This is a genomic window from Streptomyces sp. NBC_00414 (assembly GCF_036038375.1).
Classification (GTDB): Bacteria; Actinomycetota; Actinomycetes; order Streptomycetales; family Streptomycetaceae; genus Streptomyces.
Genome location: NZ_CP107935.1, coordinates 1,856,408 through 1,881,149, shown reverse-complemented (window position 1 = coordinate 1,881,149; position 24,742 = coordinate 1,856,408). Strand labels below are relative to the sequence as shown.

Sequence of the window (24,742 nt, the reverse complement as noted above, 5' to 3'; positions counted from 1 at the left end):
CTCGGCTCTGACGGACCTGGCCATGACGGACGCGGTGACCGATGTCGCCGCGTCCGTCGGTCTCGCCGAGCGTCTCGTGGCGCTGGAGCCCCTGCGCGGACACACCGTCGTCGTCAAGTACGGCGGCCACGCGATGACCGACGACACGCTCCGGCGGGCCTTCGCACAGGACGTCCTGACCCTGTACAGGGCGGGCGTCCGGCCGGTCGTGGTGCACGGCGGCGGTCCGCAGATCGCCGCCCACCTGGACCGCCTCGGGCTCAAGTCCGACTTCCTCGACGGGCTTCGGGTCACCACCCCCGAGACCATGGAGGTCGTACGGATGGTGCTGTCCGGCAAGGTCCAGAAAGACCTGGTCGGACTGCTCAACGAGCACGGGCCGCACGCGGTCGGCCTCAGCGGCGAGGACGGGCACACCCTCACCGCCGTCAAGCGGTACGCCGAAGTGGCCGGTGAGCGCGTGGACATCGGGCTGGTCGGTGATGTCGCACGGGTCAACACCGCTGTCGTGCGACTGTTGTTGGAGGGCGGCCACATCCCGGTGATCTCCTCCGTCGGCCGGGGCGAGGACGGGCAGGTCTACAACGTCAACGCGGACACGGCCGCCGGTGCGGTGGCTGTCGCGTTGGGGACGCGGGTTCTGGTCGTTCTGACCGATGTGCCCGGGCTGTATGCCGACTGGCCCCGCTCCGATCGGGTCGTCGACCGGATCGGAGCGGGGGAGTTGGAGCGGGTGCTGCCCGCGTTGAACGGCGGTATGGGGCCGAAGATGGAGGCGTGTCTGCGGGCCGTTCGGGGCGGGGTGGGCGTTGCCCGGGTTCTTGACGGGCGGGCGCCGCATGCCCTGCTTGACGGGCTGGTCGGCGCCGCCGGATCCGGCACGACGATCGTGCCGGACCCGGCGGCCTCCGCGTCGTCCGTGCCTTCCGCGCCCTCCGCGTCCTCGGTGACGGCGGCGCATCCGGTGGCCCGGTGAGCTGAGACGCACGTGGTGCCCGGCCGGGAAGCCTTCCCGGCCGGGCACCACGTGTTCGGGTCTTGAACGCGTTCCGGCGGTCACACTTCAGAGGGTGTCGCCGGCGGCTCCGTCAGCCGTCGCTGGTCGTCACCTTCACCTCGTCGACGACCAGTTGCTGCGGGAAGCTGGTCGAACCGTCGGGGTCGCCGGGCCAGTAGCCGCCGACAGCGAGGTTGAGGATCAGGAAGAACGGCTTGTCGAAGACCCAGGTGTTTCCGTTCAGGTCGGCCGGCGTGCGGGTCTGGTAGACGGTGCCGTCCACGGACCAGGTGATCCTGTCAGGTGCCCAGTCCACCGCGAAGGTGTGGAAGGCGTCCGCGAACGCCTGGCCGTTCGGCAGCGAGTAGCCCGCGCCTATGCCGCCGGAGCCGGAGTAGCCGGGGCCGTGCAGGGTGCCGTGCACGGTTCCTGGTTCGAAGCCGACGTTCTCCATGATGTCGATCTCACCGGAGTTGGGCCAGCCGACGTCGCCGATGTCCTGGCCGAGCATCCAGAACGCGGGCCAGATGCCCTGGCCGCGCGGGATCTTCATCCGCGCCTCGACGTGCCCGTACGTGGCGGTGAACTTGCCGGAGGTGTTGAGCCGCGCCGAGGTGTACTCGCACGACCCGTACCAGCACTGGTAGTTGGCAGGATTCTCACGGCGGGCCTCGATGACCAGGTGGCCCTGGCCGTCGAGCTTCGCGTTGTTGTTGCCCGCCGTGTAGTACTGGCGCTCGTGGTTGTTGACGTTGTCGCCGGTCTCGACCTGCCACTTGCCCTGGTCGACACCGGAACCGGCGGCCCCGTCGAAGGTGTCGGAGAACGTCACGGCCTGGGCCGCCCGCGGAGTGGGGTCCGCATGGGCGGCGGGGGCGACGGACGCGGCCGCGACGAGGGCGGCGGGCAGCGCTGCGAGAAGGCATTTGCGGAGCAGACGTGGGGAAGCCACGACTCTCCCTTCCGTAGGGCGTCCCTGTGCGGGGGCGCGCCCACTGAGGTGGGGGGAAATGCTTCGCCTCTCGTTCTAAGAAGTGAACGAGAGCAGTGTCAAGACACAGGTACGGACCTTCCGTCCCCCCAGCCTCATCTGCCTCTTACGGTCACTGTTCGGCCATACGATGCACACAAGGCGACGTACACAAGGCGACGCACGCGGCACCCCACGCCCGCGGCCCCACGTACGCGGCACCACGTGAGCAAGTCCCGTGCGGGCGAACCTAGTCGGCCGCGTGCACCGCCGCCGCTTCCAGGGCCGGACCCCCGTGGTGGCGGCCCATCGGGATGACCAGGGGGGTGCCGCTGACCGGGTCCGGTGTGATGCGGCAGGTCAGGTCGAAGACGTCCTCGACCGTCTCGGCGGTGATGACCTCGGCCGGGCTCCCCTCGGCGACGATCTTCCCGGACTTCATGGCGACGACGTGATCGGCGTACCGGCAGGCCTGGTTGAGGTCGTGGAGCACCATCACGACCGTGCGGTTCTCGCGGCGGTTGAGGTCGGTGACCAGGTCCAGGACGTCGATCTGATGGGCCAGGTCGAGATACGTCGTCGGCTCGTCGAGGAGCAGGACGGGCGTGCCCTGGGCGACCGCCATGGCGATCCAGGCGCGCTGCCGCTGGCCGCCGGAGAGCTCGTCCACGGGCCGGTCGGCGAGGTCGGTCATGTTGGTGGCGGCCAGCGCCTGGTGCACCGCCTGCTCGTCCGCCTTCGACCACTGCCGCCACCAGGTCTGGTGCGGTGAACGCCCGCGGTTGACCAGGTCGATGACGGTCAGCCCCTCGGGCGCCACCGGGCTCTGCGGCAGGATGCCCAGACGCTGGGCCAGCTCCCTGCTCGGGATGGACTGGAGCGCCCGGCCGTCGAGGTGGACGGCGCCCTCCTTGGGCGCCAGCAGCCGGGCGAGAGCCCGCAACAGGGTGGACTTCCCGCAGGCGTTGGCGCCGACGATGGCCGTGATGCGGCCGGGCGGGATCGCCAGGTCGAGGCCGTCGACCACCAGACGGTTGTCGTACGCCAGCCGCAGACCGCTCGCCCGCAGGTCGGGGTCGGGGTCGGTCGGTGACAGGGGGCCGGGGGACACGGCGCCGTCCGACGCGCGGTCGGTCGACAGGGGATCAGCCGACATGGGATCAACCTCCTGAGCCCGCGCGGTTGGCGCGGACGAGCAGCCAGAGCAGGATCGGCGCGCCGAGCACACCGGTGACGATGCCGACCGGCAGTTCCGTGCCGGAGACGAGGGTACGGGCGATGAGGTCGCCGCCCAGCACGACGAGCGCCCCGGTGAGCCCCGAGGCGACGGTGGGCGGCCAGGCCGTGCCGGCCAGCCGTTGGGCGATCTGCGGGGCGGCGAGTGCCACGAAGGCCACCGGACCCGCGGACGCGGTGGCGAAGGCGATCAGGCCGACACCGGTGAGCAGGATGGCCAGGCGTACGGGCTGGACGCGCGTACCGAGGCCGGTGGCCACGTCGTCACCGAGCTGGAGGGTCCGCAGCAGACGGCCGAGCAGGAGAGCCGTCGGCAGGAGCACGGCCAACGCGACGGCGAGCGGGCCCACTTGGTCCCAGGTGCGGCCGTTGAGGTTGCCGACCAGCCAGCCGAGGGCGGCCTGCGCCTGGAAGCGTCCGCCCTTGGCCACCAGATAGTCCGTGGCACTCGTGCAGATCCAGGCCACGCCGATGCCGACCAGGATGATGCGGTATCCGGTGGTGCCGCGCCGCCAGGCCAGGGCGTACACGGTGAGGGCCGTGACCAGGGCGCCGAGCAGACCGAGGGCCTGGGTGCCGAGGCCGCCGTCCCAGCCGAGGACGATGCCCGCGACCACGGCGGTGCCCGCGCCCTGGGTGAGGCCGATCATGTCGGGGCTGGCCAGCGGATTGCGCGTCATGGTCTGGAACAGCGCTCCGGAGACCCCGAAGGCGATTCCGGCGAGCAGTCCGACCAGGGCGCGGGGCAGGCGCAGCTCCTCCACCACGAGGACGGTGCCGGGGTCGCCGGAGCCCACCAGGGCCCGTACGACGTCGGTGAAACCGATCGGGTAGTCGCCGGTCGTCAGGCCCCAGCAGAACAGGACGAAGGTACCCGCGGCGAGCACCACGGACAGGGCGACCAGCCGGGGGCGGAAGACACCCGAGACGGGCAGGAGGGCCGGCCGGTAGGTGCGGTAGCGGGCCGACCCGGCCGAACTGCTCCTGCCTGAAAGTGACGTGGGGCCGGTGGGGGACTTGAGGGTGGACTTCGGGTTCGGCATGCTCACACCTCCGCCAGATTGCGCCGACGGACCATGGCGATGAAGAACGGACCGCCGATGAAGGCGACCAGGACACCCGCCTGGATCTCGGTGGGCCGTGCCACCAGGCGTCCGAGGATGTCCGCGGCGAGCAGCAGGACGGGGGCGAGCACGGCCGACAGGGGCAGCAGCCAGCGCTGGTCGGGGCCGACGCCCGCCGACTGGGCGAGCACGCGGGCGACATGGGGGACCACCAGGCCGATGAAGACGACCGGGCCGATGACCGCGACCGCGCCACCCGTCAGCAGGGTGATCGCCGCGACACCGGCCAGCCGGACCAGGCCGAGGCGCCGGCCGAGCGAGGCCGCCACGTCGTCGCCCAGGGCCATGCTGTTGAGGGCGGGGGCGCAGGCCAGCGCCAGCACCGCGCCGACGACGAGGAAGGGCAGGACCCGCCACACCATGCCGCCGTCCACGTCGGCGAGCGTCCCGGCGGACCAGAACCGGTACTTGTTGAGCGCGTCCACGTCGGTGAGCACGATGGCCTGCGTGAACGACCACAGCATCGAGGTGACCGCGATGCCCGCGAGCGCCAGCTTCACGGGGGTCATCCCGGACCGCCCGAGACCGCCCAGCAGATAGACGGCCACGGTGGCGATCAGGGCTCCGGCGAACGCGAACCACACATAGCCGTAGAGCGAGTTGACCCCGAGCACGCCGACGGCGAGCACGATGGCGAAGGAGGCACCGGCGCTGACCCCCAGCACTCCGGGGTCGGCGAGCGGATTGCGGGTCAGGGCCTGCATCAGCGCCCCGGCCAGCCCGAGGGCCGCACCCGCGGTGAGTCCGAGGGCGGTGCGCGGCATGCGCGCCGACCAGACGACGTTGTCGACGAAGCGGCTCGGCGCCTCGCCGAACAGCGCCGAGATCACCTGGTCCGGCGGGATGTTGGCCGCGCCGAGCGCCAGTGACAGCAGACAGAGGACGGCCAGGACGGTACCCAGCAGTGTCACGAGAAGGACAGGGCGCACTCTCTTGCCCGTCACCTTGCGGTCTCCAACGGCCAGCTCCCTTAGGTTAGGCAGGCCTTGATCGTAGTGCGGGGGACGAGGTCCGCAGAGACTGGGCCTTTTGGTTAGGTAATCCTTACCTTAGTATGACCTGCGGTCCTCCGGCTGAGCCGGTTCCGCACACTCTGGAGGCACGGTCAGCTGTGTCCGGTTTCGAATCGCGTGTGTCCGGTGTCGATGAGGTCGACGTGACGGCGTACTGGCGTCGTCGGCTCGACCCCCTCCCTCAGGAGGCGGTCCTCCCGGTCGACTTCCCGTACCCGCTCAAGCCAGGCGGCGAGCCGCGCACCATCAGCCGCACGCTGGACGCGACGGCCGACGAGGTCACCCTCCTGTCCGCGTTCGTGGCGCTGCTGCACCGCTACGGCGGCGCGCAGGACATCACCGTCGGGTACGGCGGACTGCCCGTCCGGGTGGCTCTCGACGGCGGGACCGGATTCGCCGAACTGGTCCGGCGCGTCCGTGAGGCCTGCGAGGCGGCCGAGGCCCACCGTGTCGAACCGGCCGCACTGGTCACCCAGTTGAGGCCCGAACCCACCCGGGGCGGCGGCCTGCTGTTCAACACGGCCTTCGGGCCGGTGTCCGGCGGCGCCTCCGGCGGCTCGCTCGACCTCGCGCTCGAAGTCCACGCCGGTGAGGTCCGGGTGACGTACCGGCAGGACCTCTTCCGGGACGGGACCGCACTGCGCGCCGCGGGCCACTACGCCACCCTGCTGGCCGACGCGATCGCCCGGCCGAACGCCCCGATCGGCGAACTCGACCTGCTGGACGCCGAAGAACGGCACCGGGTTCTGGAGGAGTGGAACGACACCGACCACGACGTCCCCCCGCGGACCTGGCCCGAGATGTTCGCGGAGCAGGTACGGCAGCGGCCCGACGAGATCGCCCTGGTCTTCGAGGACACCCGGCTGACCTACGCCGAACTGGACGAACGGGCCGACCGGCTGGCCCACGCCCTGATCGCGCGCGGCGCCGGACCCGAGCGCGTGGTGGCCCTCGCGGTGCCCCGCTCGGCCGAACTGATCGTCGCCGAGGTCGCCGTACTGAAGTCCGGCGCCGCCTATCTGCCGGTGGACACCGACTATCCGGCCGACCGCATCTCCTACATGCTGGCCGACGCCCGCCCCGCCTGCCTGCTCACCACCTCCGGGGTCGCGGCGGACATCCCGCCGTGCGAGGGCATGGACGTCGTGGTGCTGGACGCGCCGGACACCCTACGGGAGCCGGCGTCGCGGCAGCCGCACGAACCCGCCCGCTCCCTCTCCGTCGAGAACGCCGCCTACGTCATCTACACCTCCGGTTCCACCGGCCGTCCCAAGGGTGTGGTGCTCTCCCACGCGGGCGTCGCCAAACTGGTCGCCACGCAGACCGAACGGTTCGGTATCGGACCGCACAGCCGGGTCCTGCAGTTCGCCTCGCCGAGCTTCGACGTCGCGTTCTGGGATCTGTGCCTCGGTCTGCTCTCCGGCGGCCGACTCGTGGTCGTACCGGCCGAGTTGAGGGTGCCCGGCGCACCGCTCGCCGACTACGCGCACGCCAACGGCATCACCTTCATGATCCTCCCGCCGGCACTGCTCGCCGCGATGCCCGAGGACGTCGAACTGCCGCCCGCCACACTGCTCGCGGGGACCGAGCGCGTCTCGCCCGAACTGGTCGGCCGGTACGCGCGCGGCCGGATGATGTTCAACGCGTACGGCCCCACCGAGGCGACCACCAACTCCACCCTCGGCCTGTGCGACCCCGACACCCCCGCCGGCACGATCGTGCCGATCGGTGTCCCCGACCCCGGCACCCGCGCCTATGTGCTCGACGCCCGGCTCCGGCCCGTACCGGCCGGTGTGCCCGGCGAGTTGTACCTCGGCGGCGCCGGTCTCGCCCGCGGCTATCTGGGCAGGCCCGACCTGACGGCCGAGCGGTTCGTCGCCGACCCGTTCGGCCCGCCCGGCGAACGGCTGTACCGCACCGGCGACCTGGTGCGCTGGAAGGCCGACGGCAGGCTGGAGTTCCTCGGCCGCGCCGACTCGCAGGTGAAGATCCGCGGCTTCCGCATCGAACCCGGCGAGATCGAGTCCGTGCTGCGCGCCCACCCGGCCGTGGAGCAGGCGGCGGTCCTGGTCCGCGAGGACCGCCCGGGCGACCGCAGGCTCGCCGCCTACGTGGTTCCCTCGCTGGACGCGGACCGGGACTTCGGCGAGCAGGTCAAGGAGTGGAAGGACCTGCACGAACTGCTCTACGCGGCGGCGGGATCCGAAGGGCGGCGGGAGGAGTCCGCCGGCCGGGACGGCAGTTCCGCGGGCCGCCGTGACGTGTCCGCGGGCTTCCGGGAGAACTTCGCCGGCTGGAACAGCATGTACGACGGGCTGCCCATCCCCGTGCCGGAGATGCGGGAGTGGCGCGAGGCGACCGTCGCCCGCATCGAGGAACTCACCCCGCGCCGTGTGCTGGAGATCGGCGTAGGCAGCGGCCTGATCCTCTCCAGGATCGCCCCCGGCTGCGAGACGTACTGGGGCACCGACCTCTCCGAGGAGGCGGTACGGGCCCTGCGCGCCCAGGTCGACGCGGTGCCGGAGCTTGCCGACCGGGTGCACCTGAGCGCCCGGCCCGCGCATGACACCTCCGGGCTGCCCCGGGCCTACTTCGACACGGTCGTCCTCAACTCCGTCGCCCAGTACTTCCCCGGCGCCGACTACCTCACCGATGTCATCGGCACCGCCGCCGAGCTACTGGCCCCGGGGGGACGGCTGTTCGTCGGCGACGTGCGCAACGCCCGTCTGCTGCACTGCCTTCGGGCCGCCGTGGAGACGCGCCGCGCGGCCGACCCCGAGGACAAGCAGACACTGCGGGCAGCCGTGGAACGGTCGGTCGCCTGGGAGGGCGAACTGCTCCTCGACCCCGACTACTTCGCGTCCCTCGACGGCTTCGACGTCGACATCCGGGTCAAGCGGGGCGGCCATCACAACGAGCTGACCCGGTACCGCTACGACGCGGTGCTGCGCAAGCGCACCGAGGACACGGCAACGGCCGGTGAGCCGACGCCGCCGGCCGGCCCGCCGACGATCGGTTCGACGTCGGCCGGTTCGACGTCGGTCGTCGGCGACGAGATCGCATGGGCGGACCTGGGCGTCCCGCGCACCCCCGCGCACCCTGCCGCGGACAGCCCCGGGCACGGCCCCGCGGACGGCCCCCGGGTCCTGGCGGACGGCCCACGAGGCCTGGACGCCCTCGACGCCTTGCTCACCACGCGTGGCGTGACGTCCGCCGGGCGTCCGGCCCCGCTCCGGGTCACCGGTCTGCCCAATGCCCGTCTCGCCGAGGACCTGGCCGCCCTGTCCGCGCTCGACGACAGCAGCCGCACCACGTCCCCCGCCGACGCGCCGGACCCGGAGGACCTGCACGCCCTCGCTGCCCGGCACGGCCTGCGGGCCGCCGTCACCTGGAACGGGGTCGCCGACGACGGCAGCCTCGACGTGGTCTTCGGCCCCGCCGGCTCCGGGCCGGACGCGGCGGTCCCGCTCTACCGCCCGTCCGGAGCCGTCCCGCACGCCAACCGCCCCGCGCCCTTCCGTGACGTGAACTCCTTGATGAAGGCGCTGCGTTCGTACGCGGCAGAGCAGCTCCCGGAGTACATGGTCCCGTCCGCCGTCGTCCCCCTGGGCCACCTCCCGGTCACCCCCAGCGGCAAGCTCGACGGCGCCGCGCTCCCTGTACCCGACTACGGGGCCCTCAGCTCCGGCCGCGCGCCGCGCGACGCCCGCGAGGAAGTGCTGTGCGCGGCCTACGCCGAGGTGCTCGGCCTGCGGTCGGCGACCATCGACGACGACTTCTTCGCCCTGGGCGGCGACAGCATCACCGCCATCCAGCTGCTCATCCACGCCCGCAGGGCCGGGCTCAGGCTCAGCTCCCGCGATGTCTTCCGGCATCGCACGGTGGCGGCCCTCGCCGAGGCCGCCGGTGTGCGCACCGACACGGGAACCGGTACGGGGAGCGACGCTGGGACCGGCGCGGGGATCTCCGCCGAGCAGACCCCGCTCGTCCTGCTCACCGAGGCCGAACTCGCCGAGATCCAGGGCGACCACCCGGTCACCGTGCAGGAACTGCTGCCGTTGAGCCCCCTCCAGGAGGGCTTCTACTTCCACGCCCTCGTCGACGGCGCCGACCGCGACGCCTACGTGGTCCAGCAGGCCCTCGAACTGTCCGGGCCGGTCGACGCCGAAGCCCTGCGCCGGGCCGCCCAGCGCGTCCTCGACCGGCACGCCCCGCTGCGGGCCTGCTTCCGCCCGCTCCCCGACGGGCGCCCCGTGCAGATCATCGCCGAAGGGCTCGAACTGCCCTGGCGTGAGGTGGACCTGTCGGCGGACGACGGCCGGGCCTCCGAGAACGGTCTGCGGCCGGTCGCCGAGGCGGTCGCCGCCGAGGAGCGCGCCCGCCGCTTCGACCTCGCCCGTCCGCCCCTGCTGCGGTGCGCGTTCATCAGGCTCAGCGACGACCGCGCCCGCCTGCTGCTGACGTTCCACCACAGCGTCGCCGACGGCTGGTCCCTGCCGGTCCTGCACCGCGAGCTGCTGGCCTCCTACGGCGAGAACCCGGCCCCGCTGCCCGAGGTCGCCCCGTACCGCTCGTACCTGCGCGGCCTGGCAGCGGCCGACCGTGACGCGGCCCGCGCGACCTGGCGTGACGCGCTCGCCGGGATCGAGGAGCCCACCCGCCTCGTCGAGACACCCGCCGACGGCGCCCCGATCACGCCCGCGCAGATCCGCGTCGAGCTGTCCGAGCAGGTCACCGCCCGGCTGTCGGCCCGCGCCCGCGAGCTCGGCGTGACGCTGGGGACGGTCGTCCAGGGCGCCTGGGGCCTGCTGATCGGACGGCTGACCGCCCGCCAGGACGTGGTGTTCGGCACCACCGTCTCCGGCCGGGACGCCGAGGTCGAGGGCATCGAGTCCATGGTCGGCCTGTTCATCAACACCCTGCCCACGCGCTTTCGTTGGGAGCCGTCGGACACCCTCGCCGGTCTCCTCGGACGGCTCCAGGACGAGCAGGCCGCTCTGCTGGACCACCAGCATCTCGGTCTCGCCGAGATCCAGCGGGCCGCCGGACTCGCGGGCGGCGGCGAACTCTTCGACACCCTGGTCGTCTTCGAGAACTACCCGGCCGCCACCGGCCTCGCCGACCCCTCCGGCCGCGTCCGGGTCACGGGTCACGAGTTCCATGACGCCGTCCACTACCCGCTCGCCCTGATCGTGAAGCCGGGCCGCCGTCTCGACCTGCGGCTGAAGCACCACGCCCAGCGGCTCGACGCCCAGGCCGTGCGTGGCATCGCCGACCGCCTCACCCGGATCCTGCACGCCCTGGCCGCGGACCCCGGGCAGCCGGTCGCCGCCCTGGAACTGCTCTCGGCGGCGGAGCTGTCCCACGCCCACCCGGCCGGTGACCGCCGCCGGGTGCCCGCGACCACCCTTGCCGCCGCCTTCGAGGCGCAGGCCGCCCGCACCCCGCGTGCCACGGCGGTGGTGTACGAGGACGAGACCCTCACCTACGAGGAACTAGACGCCCGCGCCGCGGAGCTGGCGCGCGGGATCCGCACCCGCTCGGGAGGTGCCGGGCCCGGCACGATCGTCGCGGTCGCCGTACCGCGCTCCGCCGCCCTCATGGTCGCCCTGCTCGGTGTGCTCAAGTCCGGGGCCGCCTACCTCCCGGTCGACGTGGACTACCCGGCCGACCGGGTGACCCACATGCTCACCGACTCCGGGGCGACGACGGTCGTCACGACCGCGGACACCGCCCACCGCCTGCCCGAGGTCCCGGGCCTCACCCACCTGCTGGTGGACGCCGACGTCGTCGTCGCCGCCGACGGCTCGCTCGGCGAGGGCTACGAGCATCCCGAGCCCACCCGTACCCCCGTTGCCGACCCCGTCGCGGCAGACCCCGACGACCCCGCCTACCTGATCTACACCTCCGGTTCCACCGGCCTCCCCAAGGGTGTCGTCGTCACCCACCGCTCCATCGTCAACCGGCTGGCCTGGATGCAGGGCGAGTACGGACTGACCGCCGACGACCGGGTGCTGCAGAAGACCCCGGCCAGCTTCGACGTCAGCGTCTGGGAGTTCTTCTGGGCGCTGTGCGAGGGCGCCACGGTCGTGCTCGCCCGCCCGGACGGACACCGCGACCCCGCCTACCTCGCCGAACTGATCCGCGAACAGGGCGTCACCACCCTGCACTTCGTACCGTCGATGCTCGAAGCCTTCCTGCAGTCGGAGGAGATCACCGCCGACCCCGCGTGGGCCGTTTCCCTGCGGCGCGTCTTCAGCAGCGGCGAGGCCCTGCCCGGCGCGGCGTCGGCCCGCTGGCGGGACCTCACCGGCGTGCCCCTGCACAACCTGTACGGCCCCACCGAGGCAGCCGTCGACGTCACCCACCACCGGTACGACGGAACGCCCGGCACCACCGTGCCCATCGGCAGGCCGGTGTGGAACACGGACCTGCGTGTCCTGGACTCCTGCCTGCGCCCGGTCCCCGAGGGAGTGCCCGGCGAGCTGTACCTGACCGGCGTCCAGCTGGCCCGCGGCTATCACGCGCGGCCGGGCCTGACCGCCGAGCGCTTCGTCGCCGACCCGTACGGCGGGCCCGGCGACCGCATGTACCGCACGGGTGACCTCGTACGCCGTCGCGCCGACGGAGTCGTCGAGTACCTGGGCCGCACCGACCGGCAGGTCAAGATCCGCGGCAACCGCGTCGAACTGGGCGAGATCGAGGCCGCGTTGGCCCGGCAGACGTCCGTCGCCCAGGCCGCCGTCACCGTCACGGGCGGCGCGCTGGTCGCCTACGTCGTCCCCGCCCGCGACGCCCACCCCGAGCCGGCCGAACTCCAGGCCGCGCTCGCCGAGTCCCTGCCCGCTGCCGTGGTGCCCGGCGCCTACGTCGTCCTCGACGCGCTCCCGCTCACCCCCAGCGGCAAGCTCGACCGGGCCGCGCTGCCCGCCCCACAGGCGGTACGGGCCGAGGTGCGCGCACCACGGGACGAGCGGGAGGCCGCCCTCACCGGGATCTTCGCGGCCGTGCTGAAGCTCGACGAGGTCGGCATCGACGACGACTTCTTCATGCTCGGCGGCGACAGCATCACCTCGATCGGCGTCTCCAGCCGCGCCCGCCGGGCCGGCCTCGACCTGAACCCCCGCGACGTCTTCGAGCACCGCACACCCGCGGCCCTGGCCGCCGCGTCCACCCCGGTCACCGAGGCGCGCGCCCCGCACTCCGACTTCGCCCTCACCGCGGAGGAGACCGAGCGCGTCCACCGCCTCAGCCCGGGCCCGGTGGACGACATCTGGCCCCTCGCCCCGCTCCAAGAGGGTCTGTTCTTCCACTCCACGTACGACGCCGGCACCCTGGACGTCTACACCGTCCACGAGTCGTTCGACATCGCCGTCCCGCTCGACACGGACCGGCTCCGCACCGCCGTACGGGTGCTGCTGGACCGCACTCCCAGCCTGCGCGCCGGGTTCACCAGCGAGGGGCTGCGCCAGCCGGTGCAGTTCATCGTCCGCGACCCCGAGATCCCCCTCGAAGAGGTCGACCTCTCCGGACTGCCCACTGAGGAACAGGACGTCAGACTGCGGGAGTTGACGGACGCCGAGCGGTCCCGCCGCTTCGACCTCACCCGGCCGCTGCTCTTCCGCATCCTGGTCGTCCGGCTCGGCGAGGAGCGCGGCGACCGCCTCGTCGTCGGCCGCCACCTGCTTCTGTGGGACGGCTGGTCCGCCTGGCTCTTCCTCGACCAGCTCTTCGCCCTGTACGAGTCCGGCGGCGACGCGAGCGCTCTGGTGGCGCCCGGCTCGTACCGCGACTACCTGACCTGGCTGGAGGTCCAGGACACGGACGTCGCCACCGCCGCCTGGCGCACCGCCCTCGCCGGACTCGACGAGCCCACCCTGCTCGCCGCCGCCGACCAGGGCCTGGAGCCGGACATCCCGGAGAGCCTCGACGCCTTCGTGCCGGACGAGGTGGGGACACGGCTGCGCGACATCGGCCGCCGCCACGGACTGACCCTCAACACGGTCCTCAACGCCGCCTGGGGCCTGACCCTGGCGAGCGCGACCGGCCGTACCGACGTCGTCTTCGGCACCACCGTCGCGGGCCGGCCGAGCGAGGTGCCGGAGATCGAGAACGTCATCGGCATGTTCCTCAACACCGTCCCGGCGCGCATCGCCTACGACCCGGCCGAGCCCGTGCTCGCACTGCTGCGCCGCGTCCAGGACGAACGGCTGGCCGTCATGCCGTACGAGTACCTGGGCCTCGGCGTGCTGCAGGCCGAGACCGGACACCGGCGGCTGTTCGACACGCTCTTCGTGCTGCGCAACAGCGACACCGAGGAGCGGCTCGCCGAGCTGACCGAGAGGCACGGGGCCACCGCCGTCGCCAACGTCGACGCGACGCACTATCCCGTCAACCTCGTCGTCACCCCGGGACGCTCCATCCAGGTCACCCTGACCCACCGGGCCGACGTCATCGCACGCCCCGAGGCCCAGGAACTGCTCGACCGGTTCACCCTGCTCCTGGCACGGCTCACCCATGACCTCGACGCCCCGGTCGGACGACTTGACGCGCAACTCCCCGCCGAACAGCTGCAATTGGAGCGCGAGAGGGCCGCGGGCCGGGTGCCCGACCCCGAGGACACCATCGCCGACCTACTGGCGGCCCAGGCCCTGGCCACACCCGACACCACCGCACTCGTCTTCGGCGACCAGACCCTCACGTACGCCGAACTCGACGCCCGCATCAACCGCATGGCCCGCCTGCTGCTCGCCCGGGGCGCCGCGCCCGAACGGGTCGTCGCGCTCGGACTGCCCCGCTCCCTCGACATGGTCGTCGCGCTCTTCGCGGTGCTGCGCACGGGCGCCGCGTACCTGCCCCTGGAGCTGGACTATCCGGACGACCGGCTCGTGGCGATGCTCCAGGACGCCCGGCCCACCCTGCTCCTCTCCAACGAGGCCGTCTCCGCGAGGCTGGCGGCGGCCGACACCCCCCGCGCCCTGCTGGACGACCCGGCGGTCGTCGCCGAACTAGCCGCGTTCCCGGCCGACTTGGAGCGGCAGGTCTTCAGCCTGGAGCACCCGGCGTACGTCATCTACACGTCCGGGTCCACCGGCCGGCCCAAGGGTGTCGTCACGCCCTACCGCGGCCTGACCAACATGCAGCTCAACCACCAGCGCGAGATCTTCGAACCGGCCATCGCCTCGGCGGGCGGGCGCGCCCTGCGCATCGCGCACACCGTGTCGTTCGCCTTCGACATGTCCTGGGAGGAGCTGCTGTGGCTCGTCGAGGGGCATGAGGTGCACATCTGCGACGAGGAGCTGCGGCGCGACGCCGAGGCCCTGGTCGCGTACTGCGAGACCCATCGCGTCGACGTCATCAACGTGACGCCCACCTACGCCCACCTCCTCATCGAGCAGGGCCTGTTGGAGGGCCATCGGCCGCCGCTCGTGCTGCTCGGCGGCGAGGCCGTCTCCGAGACCGTGTGGAACCGGCTCCGCGACACCGAGGGCACGTACGGCTACAACCTCTACGGGCCGACCGAGTACACCATCAACACCCTCGGCGGGGGCACCCTCGACAGCGCCACCCCGACCGTCGGCCGTCCGATCCGCGGAACCCGCGCCCACATCCTGGACGCCTGGCTGCGGCCGGTCCCCGAGGGCGTGCCCGGCGAGCTGTACATCGCGGGCATCGGCCTGGCCCGCGGCTATCTGGAGCGGCCCGGCCTGACCGCCGAGCGGTTCGTCGCCGACCCCTTCGGCGAACCCGGCGAGCGCATGTACCGCACCGGAGACCTCGTACGCCGCAACCCGGACGGGAACCTCGACTTCCTCGGCCGCACCGACGACCAGGTCAAGATCCGCGGCTACCGCGTGGAACTGGGCGAGATCGAGGCCGCGCTCTCCCGGCACCCCCAGGTCGCGCACGCCGCCGTGGTCGTCCGTGACGAACGGCTCGTCGGGTACGTCGTCCCGGCCCCGCTCACCGGCGACGACCGCGACGGCGCCGAACGCGAACAGGTCGGCGAGTGGCAGGAGATCTACTCCGACGAGTACGAGGAGATCAGCACCGCCGTCTTCACCGAGGACTACGCGGGCTGGGACTCCTCGTACGACGGGCAGCCCATTCCCTTCGAGGAGATGCGGGAGTGGCGCGAGGCCACCGTCGCGCGGATCCGCTCGCTGAGGCCGCGCCGCATCCTGGAGATCGGCGTCGGCTCCGGTCTGCTGCTGTCCAGGCTCGCACCGGAGGCGGAGGCCTACTGGGCGACCGACTTCGCCGCCCCCGTCATCCGCAAGATCGGCGAAGAGCTGCGCCGGGACCCGGAGTTGGCCGCGCGGGTCACGCTGCGCGCCCAGCCCGCCGACGACCTGACCGGCCTGCCCGACGACGGCTACTTCGACACCGTCGTCATCAACTCCGTCATCCAGTACTTCCCGAGCATCGACTACCTGACGTCGGTGATCGACGGAGCGATGCGGCTGCTGGCGCCGGGCGGCGCGCTGTTCGTCGGCGACGTACGCAACCTGCGCCTCGCCCGGACCTTCCAGACGGAGATCCAGCGGGCCAGGGGAGTCACGGGAGAGGGCCTCGACCGGGCCGTCGAACGCGGGCTGCGCCTGGAGAAGGAACTCCTCGTCGACCCCGACTACTTCACCACCCTCGGCCACCGCGTCGACCTGCGCACCAAGCGCGCCCGTCACCACAACGAACTGACCCGCCACCGCTACGACGCCGTCCTGTACGCAGGTGAGGCCGACCTCGCACTGGAGCGCGTGCCGTCGGTCGGCTTCACCGACGACCTCGACCTGACGGACCTCGTCCGCGCGGTCACCCCGCTACGGTTCACCGGCATTCCCGACGCCCGCCTCGGTGCCGCCGGGGGAGTGGACCCCGAGACGCTGCACGACCTCGGCGCCCGCCTCGGCCGCCGCGTCCTGACGACCTGGTCGCGCGGGCCGGGCACGTACGACGCCGTGTTCGTAGCCGCACACGCCGAAGGCGCCCATGACGGCGCCGGCACCGGCATGGGAACGGGCGAGGGCCCCGGGCGCACCGCCGGGCTCTACCTCCCCGGCGGCGGCGAGGCCCCCTACGCCAACGAACCCACCGCGGCCCGCGGCGCCAACAGCCTGGTCAGGCGGCTGCGCGACGACCTCAAGCAGCAACTGCCCGAGTACATGGTCCCGGCCGCGTTCGTGACCCTCGACCGGCTGCCCATGAACGACAACGGCAAGCTGGACGTACGCGCCCTGCCCGACGCCGAGCCGGTCATCGCCCTGGGGACGGGACGCGGGCCGCGCACCCCGCAGGAAGAGGTGCTCTGCCGGCTCTTCGCCGAGGTGCTGGGCCTGCCCGAAGTCGGCGCGGAGGACGGCTTCTTCGACCTGGGCGGCCACTCCCTGCTGGCCACCCGGCTGATCAGCCGGGCCCGCACCGAGCTGGGCGCCGAACTGGCGATCCGTGACCTCTTCGAGGCGCCGACGCCGGAACTGCTCGCCGCGCGGGCCGACACGGGGCGCCCCGCCCGCCCGGCCGTCGCCCCCGCCGAACGCCCCGACCGCATCCCGCTCTCCCCCGCCCAGCGGCGGCTGTGGCTGGTCGAACGGATCACCGGCAGCGGTGTCGCGTACAACTTCCCGCTGGTCTTCCGGCTGCGCGGGGAACTCGATGTCGACGCGCTGCGGGCCGCCCTGAGCGATGTGGCGGGGCGGCACGAGGCGCTGCGCACGGTGTTCCACGAGCACGACGGAGAGCCGTACCAGGTCATCGTCCCGGCCGCCGAGGCCGTGCCCGAGTTCACCGTGACGGACTGCGCCGAGGAGGCGCTGGACGGTCTGATCGAGTCGGCGCAGCGCCGCCCCTTCGACCTGGCACACGAACTCCCGCTGCGGTGCGAGGTGTTGCGGATCGCTCCGGCCGATCACGTGGTCGCCGTCGTGCTGCACCACATCACCACCGACGAATGGTCCGACCGGCCGTTCCTGGCCGACCTGAACACCGCGTACGCGGCCCGGGCAGCGGGCGAGGAGCCCGGCTGGGCACCGCTGCCGGTGCAGTACGCCGACTACACACTGTGGCAGGAACAGCTGCTCGACCAGGTCGGCGACGAACAGCTCGCCCACTGGACGCGGACCCTGAACGGGCTCCCGGAGGAGCTGACGCTGCCCCTGGACCGGCCGCGGCCCGCCGAGCCGACGGGACTTGGCGGCAAGGTCCGTCTCGAAGTGCCCGCCCAGGTCGGCCGGAGCCTGCGCGAACTGTCCGGCGAGACCGGCACCAGCATGTTCATGCTCCTCCAGGCGGCCACGGCGACCCTGCTGCACCGGCTGGGCGCGGGCGACGACATCCCGCTCGGCGCGCCCATCGCGGGCCGCACGGACAGCGGCCTCGACGACCTGGTCGGCTTCTTCGTCAACACACTGGTCCTGCGTACCGATCTGTCCGGCGACGACCTGACGTACCGTCAACTGATCGGTCGGGTACGTGAGTCGGCGCTCGCCGCCTTCGAGCACCAGGACCTGCCCTTCGACCGGGTCGTGGAAGCCGTCAACCCGCCGCGTGTGGCGGGCCGCAACCCGCTGTTCCAGGTGATGCTGGGCTACCACTACCGCCCCGACGGCGACCCCGACCTGCTGGGCCTGTCCACCGAGTGGTCCGAGATGGACACCGGCAGGGCCAAGTTCGACCTCCACTTCACCTTCGTGGACGAGCCGGACCACCTGGTACTGCTGCTCGACTACGCGGCCGACCTGTGCGACGAGGCGACGGCGGACCGCCTTGCCGGACGCCTGGTCCGGCTGCTGGAACAGGTCGCCGGCACACCGGACCTGCCGGTGCGCGACGTGGAGGTGCTGGCGCCGGCCGAGCGGGCGCTCGTCCTCGGGCAGTGGAACGACACGGCCCACGAGACCGCCTCGACCACCCTCCCGGAGCTGTTCCGCGCCCAGGCGGACCGCACACCCGACGCGCTCGCACTCGTCTTCGGCGAACAGCGCCTGACGTACGCCGAGTTGGACGCGCGCGTCGAGCACACCGCACGCGTGCTGGCCGGTATGGGCGTGGGGCCGGAGCGCACGGTGGCCGTGGCGCTCCCGCGCTCGGCCGACCTCGTCATCGCCCTGCTCGCGGTGCACCGCGCGGGCGGAGCGTATCTGCCGCTGGACTCCGACTACCCGCAGGAGCGCCTCGCGTTCATGCTGGAGGACACCCGCCCGGTGTGCGTGATCCGCGATCACCTGCCCGAGGGGGCCGAAGGGGCCGAGGGCGCTGAGGGCGCGCTCCCCGACACGTACGACCCGTCGAGCCCCGCCTACGTCATCTACACCTCCGGTTCCACGGGGCGTCCGAAGGGTGTGGTCGTACCGCAGTCGGGCATCGTCAACCGCCTGCTGTGGATGCAGGACGCGTACGGACTGACCGGTGCGGACCGGGTGCTGCAGAAGACCCCGTCCAGCTTCGACGTCTCGGTGTGGGAGTTCTTCTGGCCGCTGATCACCGGGGCGGCCCTGGTGGTCGCCAGGCCCGACGGACACAAGGACCCCCGCTATCTCGCCGAGCTCATCCAACGGCAGGACGTCACCGTCGCGCACTTCGTGCCCTCGATGCTCCAGCTGTTCCTGGAGGAACCGTCGGCCGCAGGGTGCACGGGCCTGAGCAAGGTGATGTGCAGCGGCGAGGCACTGCCCGCCCCGCTCGCGGACCGCTTCCACCGGACACTCGGCGAGGTCGAACTGCACAACCTGTACGGACCGACCGAGGCCTCCGTCGACGTCACCGCGACCCAGGTGCGACCCGGCGCCACGTCCGTACCCATCGGGCGGCCGGTGTGGAACACCCGCGTGTACGTCCTGGACGCCGCGCTGCGCCCGGTGCCGCCGGGCGTCGCGGGGGAGCTGTACCTCGCCGGTGCCCAGCTGGCCCGCGGCTATCTCGACCGCGCTGGACTCACCGCAGAGCGGTTCGTCGCCGATCCGTACGGCGGACCCGGCGAGCGCATGTACCGCACGGGCGACCTCGCCCGCTGGACGTCCGACGGCACGGTCGAATACCTGGGCCGCACCGACGACCAGGTCAAGATCCGCGGCTTCCGGATCGAACTCGGCGAGATCGAGACCGTCCTCGAACGGCACGACACCGTGGCCCGGGCCGTCGTCGTCCCGTACGACCAGAGGCTCGTGGCGTACGTCGTCCCGGCCGCGGGAAGCGTCACGGACCCTGACGTCACTTCGGCTCTGCGCCGTCACACCGCCGCCGAACTGCCCGAGCACATGGTCCCCGCGGCCTTCGTGGCCCTCGACGTCCTGCCGCTGACCCCCAACGGCAAGCTCGACCGCGGCGCGCTGCCCGCCCCCGACTTCGCCGCCGGCACCACCGAGACCCTGCCGCGCACCCCGCGCGAGGAGATCCTCTGCGGTCTGTTCGCCGACGTCCTCGGCCTGGAACGGGTCGGTGTCCACGACGACTTCTTCGCCCTCGGCGGCCACTCCCTCGTGGCCATGCGGCTGGCCGGCCGCGTCCGGTCGGTGCTCGGCGCCGAGGCATCGCTGCGCACGGTCTTCGAGGCCCCGACGCCCGCCCGCCTCGCCGAGGCACTGCGCGACGGGGCGACCGACGGGACCCGCGCCGACCTGCCAGTCCTCGCCCCTGCGGACCGGCCGGAACGGCTGCCGCTGTCCTTCGCCCAGCAGCGGCTGTGGGTCCTGTACCGGGTGGAGGGCCCCAGTCCCACGTACAACATCCCGCTCGTCTGGCGGCTCACCGGGGCGCTCGACGCCGACGCGCTGCAGCTCGCGGTCGACGACCTGGTCGCCCGCCACGAGCCGCTGCGCACCGTCTTCCCCGAGGAGGACGGGCGGGCGTACCAGCTGATCCTGGACCCCGCTCGGGCCGAAGTCGCCGTGCGGACCGCCGCCGTGACCGACGAGGACGAGCTGTCCGAGCGGCTGGCCGAGGCCACCGGGTACGGCTTCGAGCTGGACCGGGAAGCGCCCCTGCGCGTGCACCTCTTCCGCACCGCCGAGGACGAGCACGTCCTGCTGCTCCTGCTCCACCACATCGCGGGCGACGAGTGGTCGGACCGGCCGCTCACCCGCGACCTGGCCGCCGCCTACGAGGCACGCGCGGCGGGCCGGACGCCCGAGCGGGCACCGCTGCCCGTCCAGTACGCCGACTACAGCCTGTGGCAGCGTGCCGTGCTCGGCGACGAGAAGGACCCGCGGAGCCTGGCCTTCCGCCAACTCGGCTTCTGGAAGCAGGCGTTGGACGGGCTCCCCGAGGAATTGGGGCTGCCCGTCGACCGGCCGCGTCCGCTGGAGGCAAGCTACCGCGGTGGCGTGGTCGACATGCCCCTGGACCCGGAGCTGACGGCGGGACTGCGCGAGCTGGCCCGCTCCGGCAACGTCAGCATGTTCATGATCGTCCAGGCGGCGGTGGCGGCCCTGCTGACCAGGCTGGGCGCCGGTACGGACATCCCGCTCGGCAGCCCGATCGCCGGGCGCACCGAAGAGGTGCTGGAGGACCTGGTCGGGTTCTTCCTCAACACCCTCGTCCTGCGCACCGACACCTCCGGCGACCCGGCCTTCCGCGAACTGCTCGCCCGGGTACGGGAGACCGACCTGGCCGCCTTCGACCACCAGGACGTGCCGTTCGAGCGGGTGGTGGACGTGCTCAGCCCCGCCCGCTCGCTGTCCCGGCACCCGCTGTTCCAGGTCATGGTCGTGTACCTGGCCGCGGGCGGTGGCGGCGACGTCCTCGGCGGCCTCGACGCCCGACGGGAGGAAGTCGGCGCGACCGGCGCCAAGTTCGACCTCTCCTTCGACTTCGTGGAACGCGACGGAGGGGACGGTGCGGACGACGGCGGAGTCGACGGTGTGCTGGAGTACAGCACCGACCTCTTCGACCGCTCGACCGCCGAGGCGATCGCCGAACGGCTCGTGCGACTGCTGCGGGCCGTGGTCGCCGCCCCCGACGCCCCGATCAGCCGGATCGACATCCTCGGCGACGCCGAGCGCCGACGCATCCTCACCGAGTGGAACGCCCGGCCCCTGCTCGCCGGACCGACCACCGTGCCGGCGCTCTTCGAACGGCAGGCCGCGCTCTCACCGGACGCACCGGCCGTCGCGTCCGACGGCATCAAGCTGACGTTCGCGCAGCTCAACGCCAAGGCGAACCGCCTCGCCCGACTGCTGGTCGCCCAGGGCGCGGGACCGGAACGGCTCGTGGCGCTCGCCCTGCCCCGTACCGCCCGCGCCCTCCTCGCCATCCTCGCCGTGCACAAGGCGGGCGCCGCCTACCTGCCGCTCGACCCGGACGCACCGACCGCCCACCTGGGCGACACGCTCGCCGACGCCCGGCCGATCCTCACGCTCACCACCCGGCAGATCGCCCCGCTGCTCCCCGCGGACGGCCCGCCGGTCCTGGAACTGGACGCCGAGGCGACCGCCGAACTGCTTTCCGCCCAGCCCGCGACCGACCTCACCGACACCGACCGCACCGCGCCCCTGACCCCGCGCCATCCCGCGTACGTCATCTACACCTCGGGCTCCACCGGCCGCCCCAAGGGCGTCGTCATCACCCACGAGACGGTCGGCAACCTCTTCCACAGCCACCGCGAAACGCTGTACGAGCCCGCCAAGGCGATCACCGGCCGACGGCATCTGCGCGCCGGACACGCCTGGGCGTTCTCCTTCGACGCCTCCTGGCAGCCCCAGCTGTGGCTCCTCGACGGGCACTGCGTCCACGTCGTCTCCGACGAGACCCGCCGCGACCCGGACCTCCTCGCCGCGGCCGTCGTCGAGCACGGCTTCGACTTCCTGGAGGTCACGCCGTCGTTCTTCGCGCAGATGGCCGGGACGGGCCTCGTGCGCGAGGACGGCAGCAGCCCCCTCGCGGTCGTCGGCGTCGGCGGCGAAGCCGTACCGGTCGCGCTGTGGGAGCGGCTCGGACGGCTGAACGGCACCGAGGCGTTCAACCTGTACGGGCCCACCGAGTCCACCGTCGACGCGCTCGTGGCACGGGTGCGCGACAGCGACCGGCCGCTCGTCGGCCGCCCGGTCGCGGGCACGCGCGCGTACGTCCTCGACGACCGGCTGCAACCCGTGCCGCCCGGGGTGACGGGCGAGCTGTACCTGGCCGGCGGCGGCCTCGCCCGCGGCTACCTGGGCCGGCCCGCCCTGACGGCCGAGCGCTTCGTCGCCGACCCCTTCGGAGGCGGGCCCGGCTCCCGCCTCTACCGGACCGGCGACCTGGCCCGCTGGACGTCCGACGGGTACCTCGACTACCTGGGCCGCGCGGACGACCAGGTCAAGATCCGCGGCTTCCGTATCGAACCCGGCGAGATCGAATCCGTACTGACCGCCCATCCGGACGTCGCCCAGAGCGTGGTGACGGTCCGTCAGGAGGCGACGCGGAAACTGCTCGTGGCGTACGTGGTCCCCGCCTCCGGGGCCGTCCCCGACCCCGGACGACTGCGCGCCCACGTCGGCGGACAGCTGCCGGACCACATGGTCCCGGCCGCCGTGGTCCTCCTGGACCGGCTGCCGCAGCTCGCCAACGGCAAGCTGGACCGGGCCGCCCTGCCCGCCCCTGACTTCTCCGCGCTCTCCACCGGGCGGGCGCCCGGCACCGAGCTGGAGAAGACCCTGTGCACGGTGTTCGCCGACGTGCTCGGCCTGGCCGAGGTCGGTGTCGACGACGACTTCTTCACCCTCGGCGGCGACAGCATCATGGCGATGCAACTCGTCAGCAGGGCCCGTGCGGCGGATGTACGGATCACCCCGCGCCTGGTGCTCCGGCACCGTACGGTCGCCGGACTCGCGGAGGTGGCGACGACCACCGGGGCCGCCGGCGCCCGCCCCGCCGACGAGGGGACCGGCATCGTGCCGCTCACCCCGGTCATGCACTGGCTGCGCGAACTCGGCGGCCCGTTCCAGGGCTACCACCAGTCCGCGCTGGTCCGCACCCCGGCAACCCTGGACCACCGGAAGCTCACAGCGGTCCTACGAGCACTCGCAGACCGCCACGCCATGCTGCGAGCCACACTGGTCCGCACCGATGGCGCCGCGGCCACCCCCGGGCAGGGGCTGCCGCAGGCGTCCCGTCAGGGGCGCGGGGAACTGCGCGACCGGCACACACTCACCCGCACCCAACAAACGACCGCCGGCCCGGAGGGCACCGGCGCGTGGAGCATCGCCGTGCCACCCGCGGGCGCCGTGGACCCCGGAACCTGGATCCACCGCGTCGACGTCACCGGGCTCGACCCCGCCGCGCTGCGGACGGCCGTGGCGGACGGCGCCGTCGCCGCCCGCGCGGCACTCGACCCCGACGCCGGTGTCATGGTGAAGGCGGTCTGGTTCGACGCGGGCGACGAGCCCGGCAGGCTCCTCCTGATGGCCCACCACCTGGTCACCGACGGCGTCTCCTGGCGCGTCCTCCTGCCGGACATGGAGACCGCCTGGCGGGCCGTCGAGGCGGGCCGCCCCGCGGAACTCCCGCCCGTGGACACGTCCTTCCGCACCTGGGCACGCACACTCCAGGAACTGGCCCGGGACCCGGCCCGAGAGACCGAACTGCCTTACTGGACAGACGTGTTGGAGGGCGCTGTACCCCTCCCGCTGAAGAGCCCGCTCGACCCGGTCCGCGACACGCTCGGCACCGTACGCCGGCTGGAGCTGCGGCTGCCCGCCGAGCACACGGGACCCCTGCTGTCCGCGGTACCGTCCGCCTTCACCGCGAACGTCAACGACGTGCTGCTCACCGGCCTCGGACTCGCCGTCGCCGACTGGCGCCGACGCCACGACGACGGCCCCGGCGGACCGGTCCTGGTCGACCTGGAGAGCCACGGCCGCGACGAAGAGGTGGCGGAGGACGTCGACCTGTCCCGTACGGTCGGCTGGTTCACCAGCGTCTTCCCCGTCCTCCTGGACCCCGGCCCCGTCGACCTGGACGCGGCACTGGAGGGCGGCCCGGCCGTCGAGGAGGCACTCGACCGGACCCGGCGGCACCTCGCCTCGCTGCCCGCGAACGGCGTCGGCTACGGCATGCTCCGCCACCTCAACCCCCGTACGTCACCGGTGCTCGCCGGTTTCGAGGCACCGCCGATCGAGTTCAACTACCTCGGCCGTTTCGGCATCCCCGAGGCGACGGACTGGTCGTACGCACCCGAGGAGGACGTCTCGGACATCGGCCCCGAGCCCGGTATGCGGGAGGGGCACGCACTCGGCATCAACGTGGTGACCGAGGACCGTGCCGACGGTCCTGTCCTCGCCGCCCACTGGTCCTGGCCCGAGGCGGTCCTGGACGAGGAGGCGGTCCGCGACCTGGCGGAGACCTGGTTCCGCGCGCTCCGGGCCCTGGTCGCCCGCGCGGAGACACGAGCGAACCGCCCGGCGACACCTGCGACCCACGACTAGTCCAATCC

The 24,742-nt window shown here is 72.8% G+C and carries 6 protein-coding genes; 2 read left to right on the top strand and 4 right to left on the bottom strand.

All coding sequences use genetic code 11. The features are described 5' to 3' along the window. Nucleotides 1-22: 22 nt before the first annotated feature. Nucleotides 23-976 (top strand): acetylglutamate kinase, encoded by a 954-nt coding sequence (gene argB, locus OHS59_RS08160; protein WP_443061617.1) that lies wholly within the window; start codon nt 23-25, stop codon nt 974-976. A gap of 112 nt (nt 977-1,088) precedes the next feature. On the opposite strand, the gene OHS59_RS08155 is transcribed toward argB, so the two are convergent. The 4 genes from OHS59_RS08155 to OHS59_RS08140 all read right to left on the bottom strand — a co-directional run bounded on the left by OHS59_RS08155 (nt 1,089) and on the right by OHS59_RS08140 (nt 5,271). Continuing rightward, nucleotides 1,089-1,949: a glycoside hydrolase family 16 protein gene (locus OHS59_RS08155; protein ID WP_328492708.1), complete on the bottom strand. Its 861-nt coding sequence runs from the start codon at nt 1,947-1,949 to the stop codon at nt 1,089-1,091. Between the two features lie 268 nt (nt 1,950-2,217). Next, nucleotides 2,218-3,123, bottom strand: a complete 906-nt coding sequence (locus OHS59_RS08150; protein ID WP_328492707.1) for an ABC transporter ATP-binding protein — start codon at nt 3,121-3,123, stop codon at nt 2,218-2,220. A 4-nt stretch (nt 3,124-3,127) separates the two neighbouring features. Continuing rightward, nucleotides 3,128-4,246 (bottom strand): FecCD family ABC transporter permease, encoded by a 1,119-nt coding sequence (locus OHS59_RS08145; RefSeq protein WP_328492706.1) that lies wholly within the window; start codon nt 4,244-4,246, stop codon nt 3,128-3,130. Nucleotides 4,247-4,248: 2 nt separating this feature from the next. Then, nucleotides 4,249-5,271: a FecCD family ABC transporter permease gene (locus OHS59_RS08140; RefSeq protein WP_443061401.1), complete on the bottom strand. Its 1,023-nt coding sequence runs from the start codon at nt 5,269-5,271 to the stop codon at nt 4,249-4,251. A gap of 188 nt (nt 5,272-5,459) precedes the next feature. Between OHS59_RS08140 and OHS59_RS08135 the strand changes: the two genes are divergently transcribed. Beyond that, nucleotides 5,460-24,734, top strand: coding sequence for a non-ribosomal peptide synthetase (locus tag OHS59_RS08135; RefSeq protein ID WP_328492704.1), 19,275 nt, complete (start codon nt 5,460-5,462; stop codon nt 24,732-24,734). The last annotated feature ends 8 nt before the right edge of the window (nt 24,735-24,742 follow it).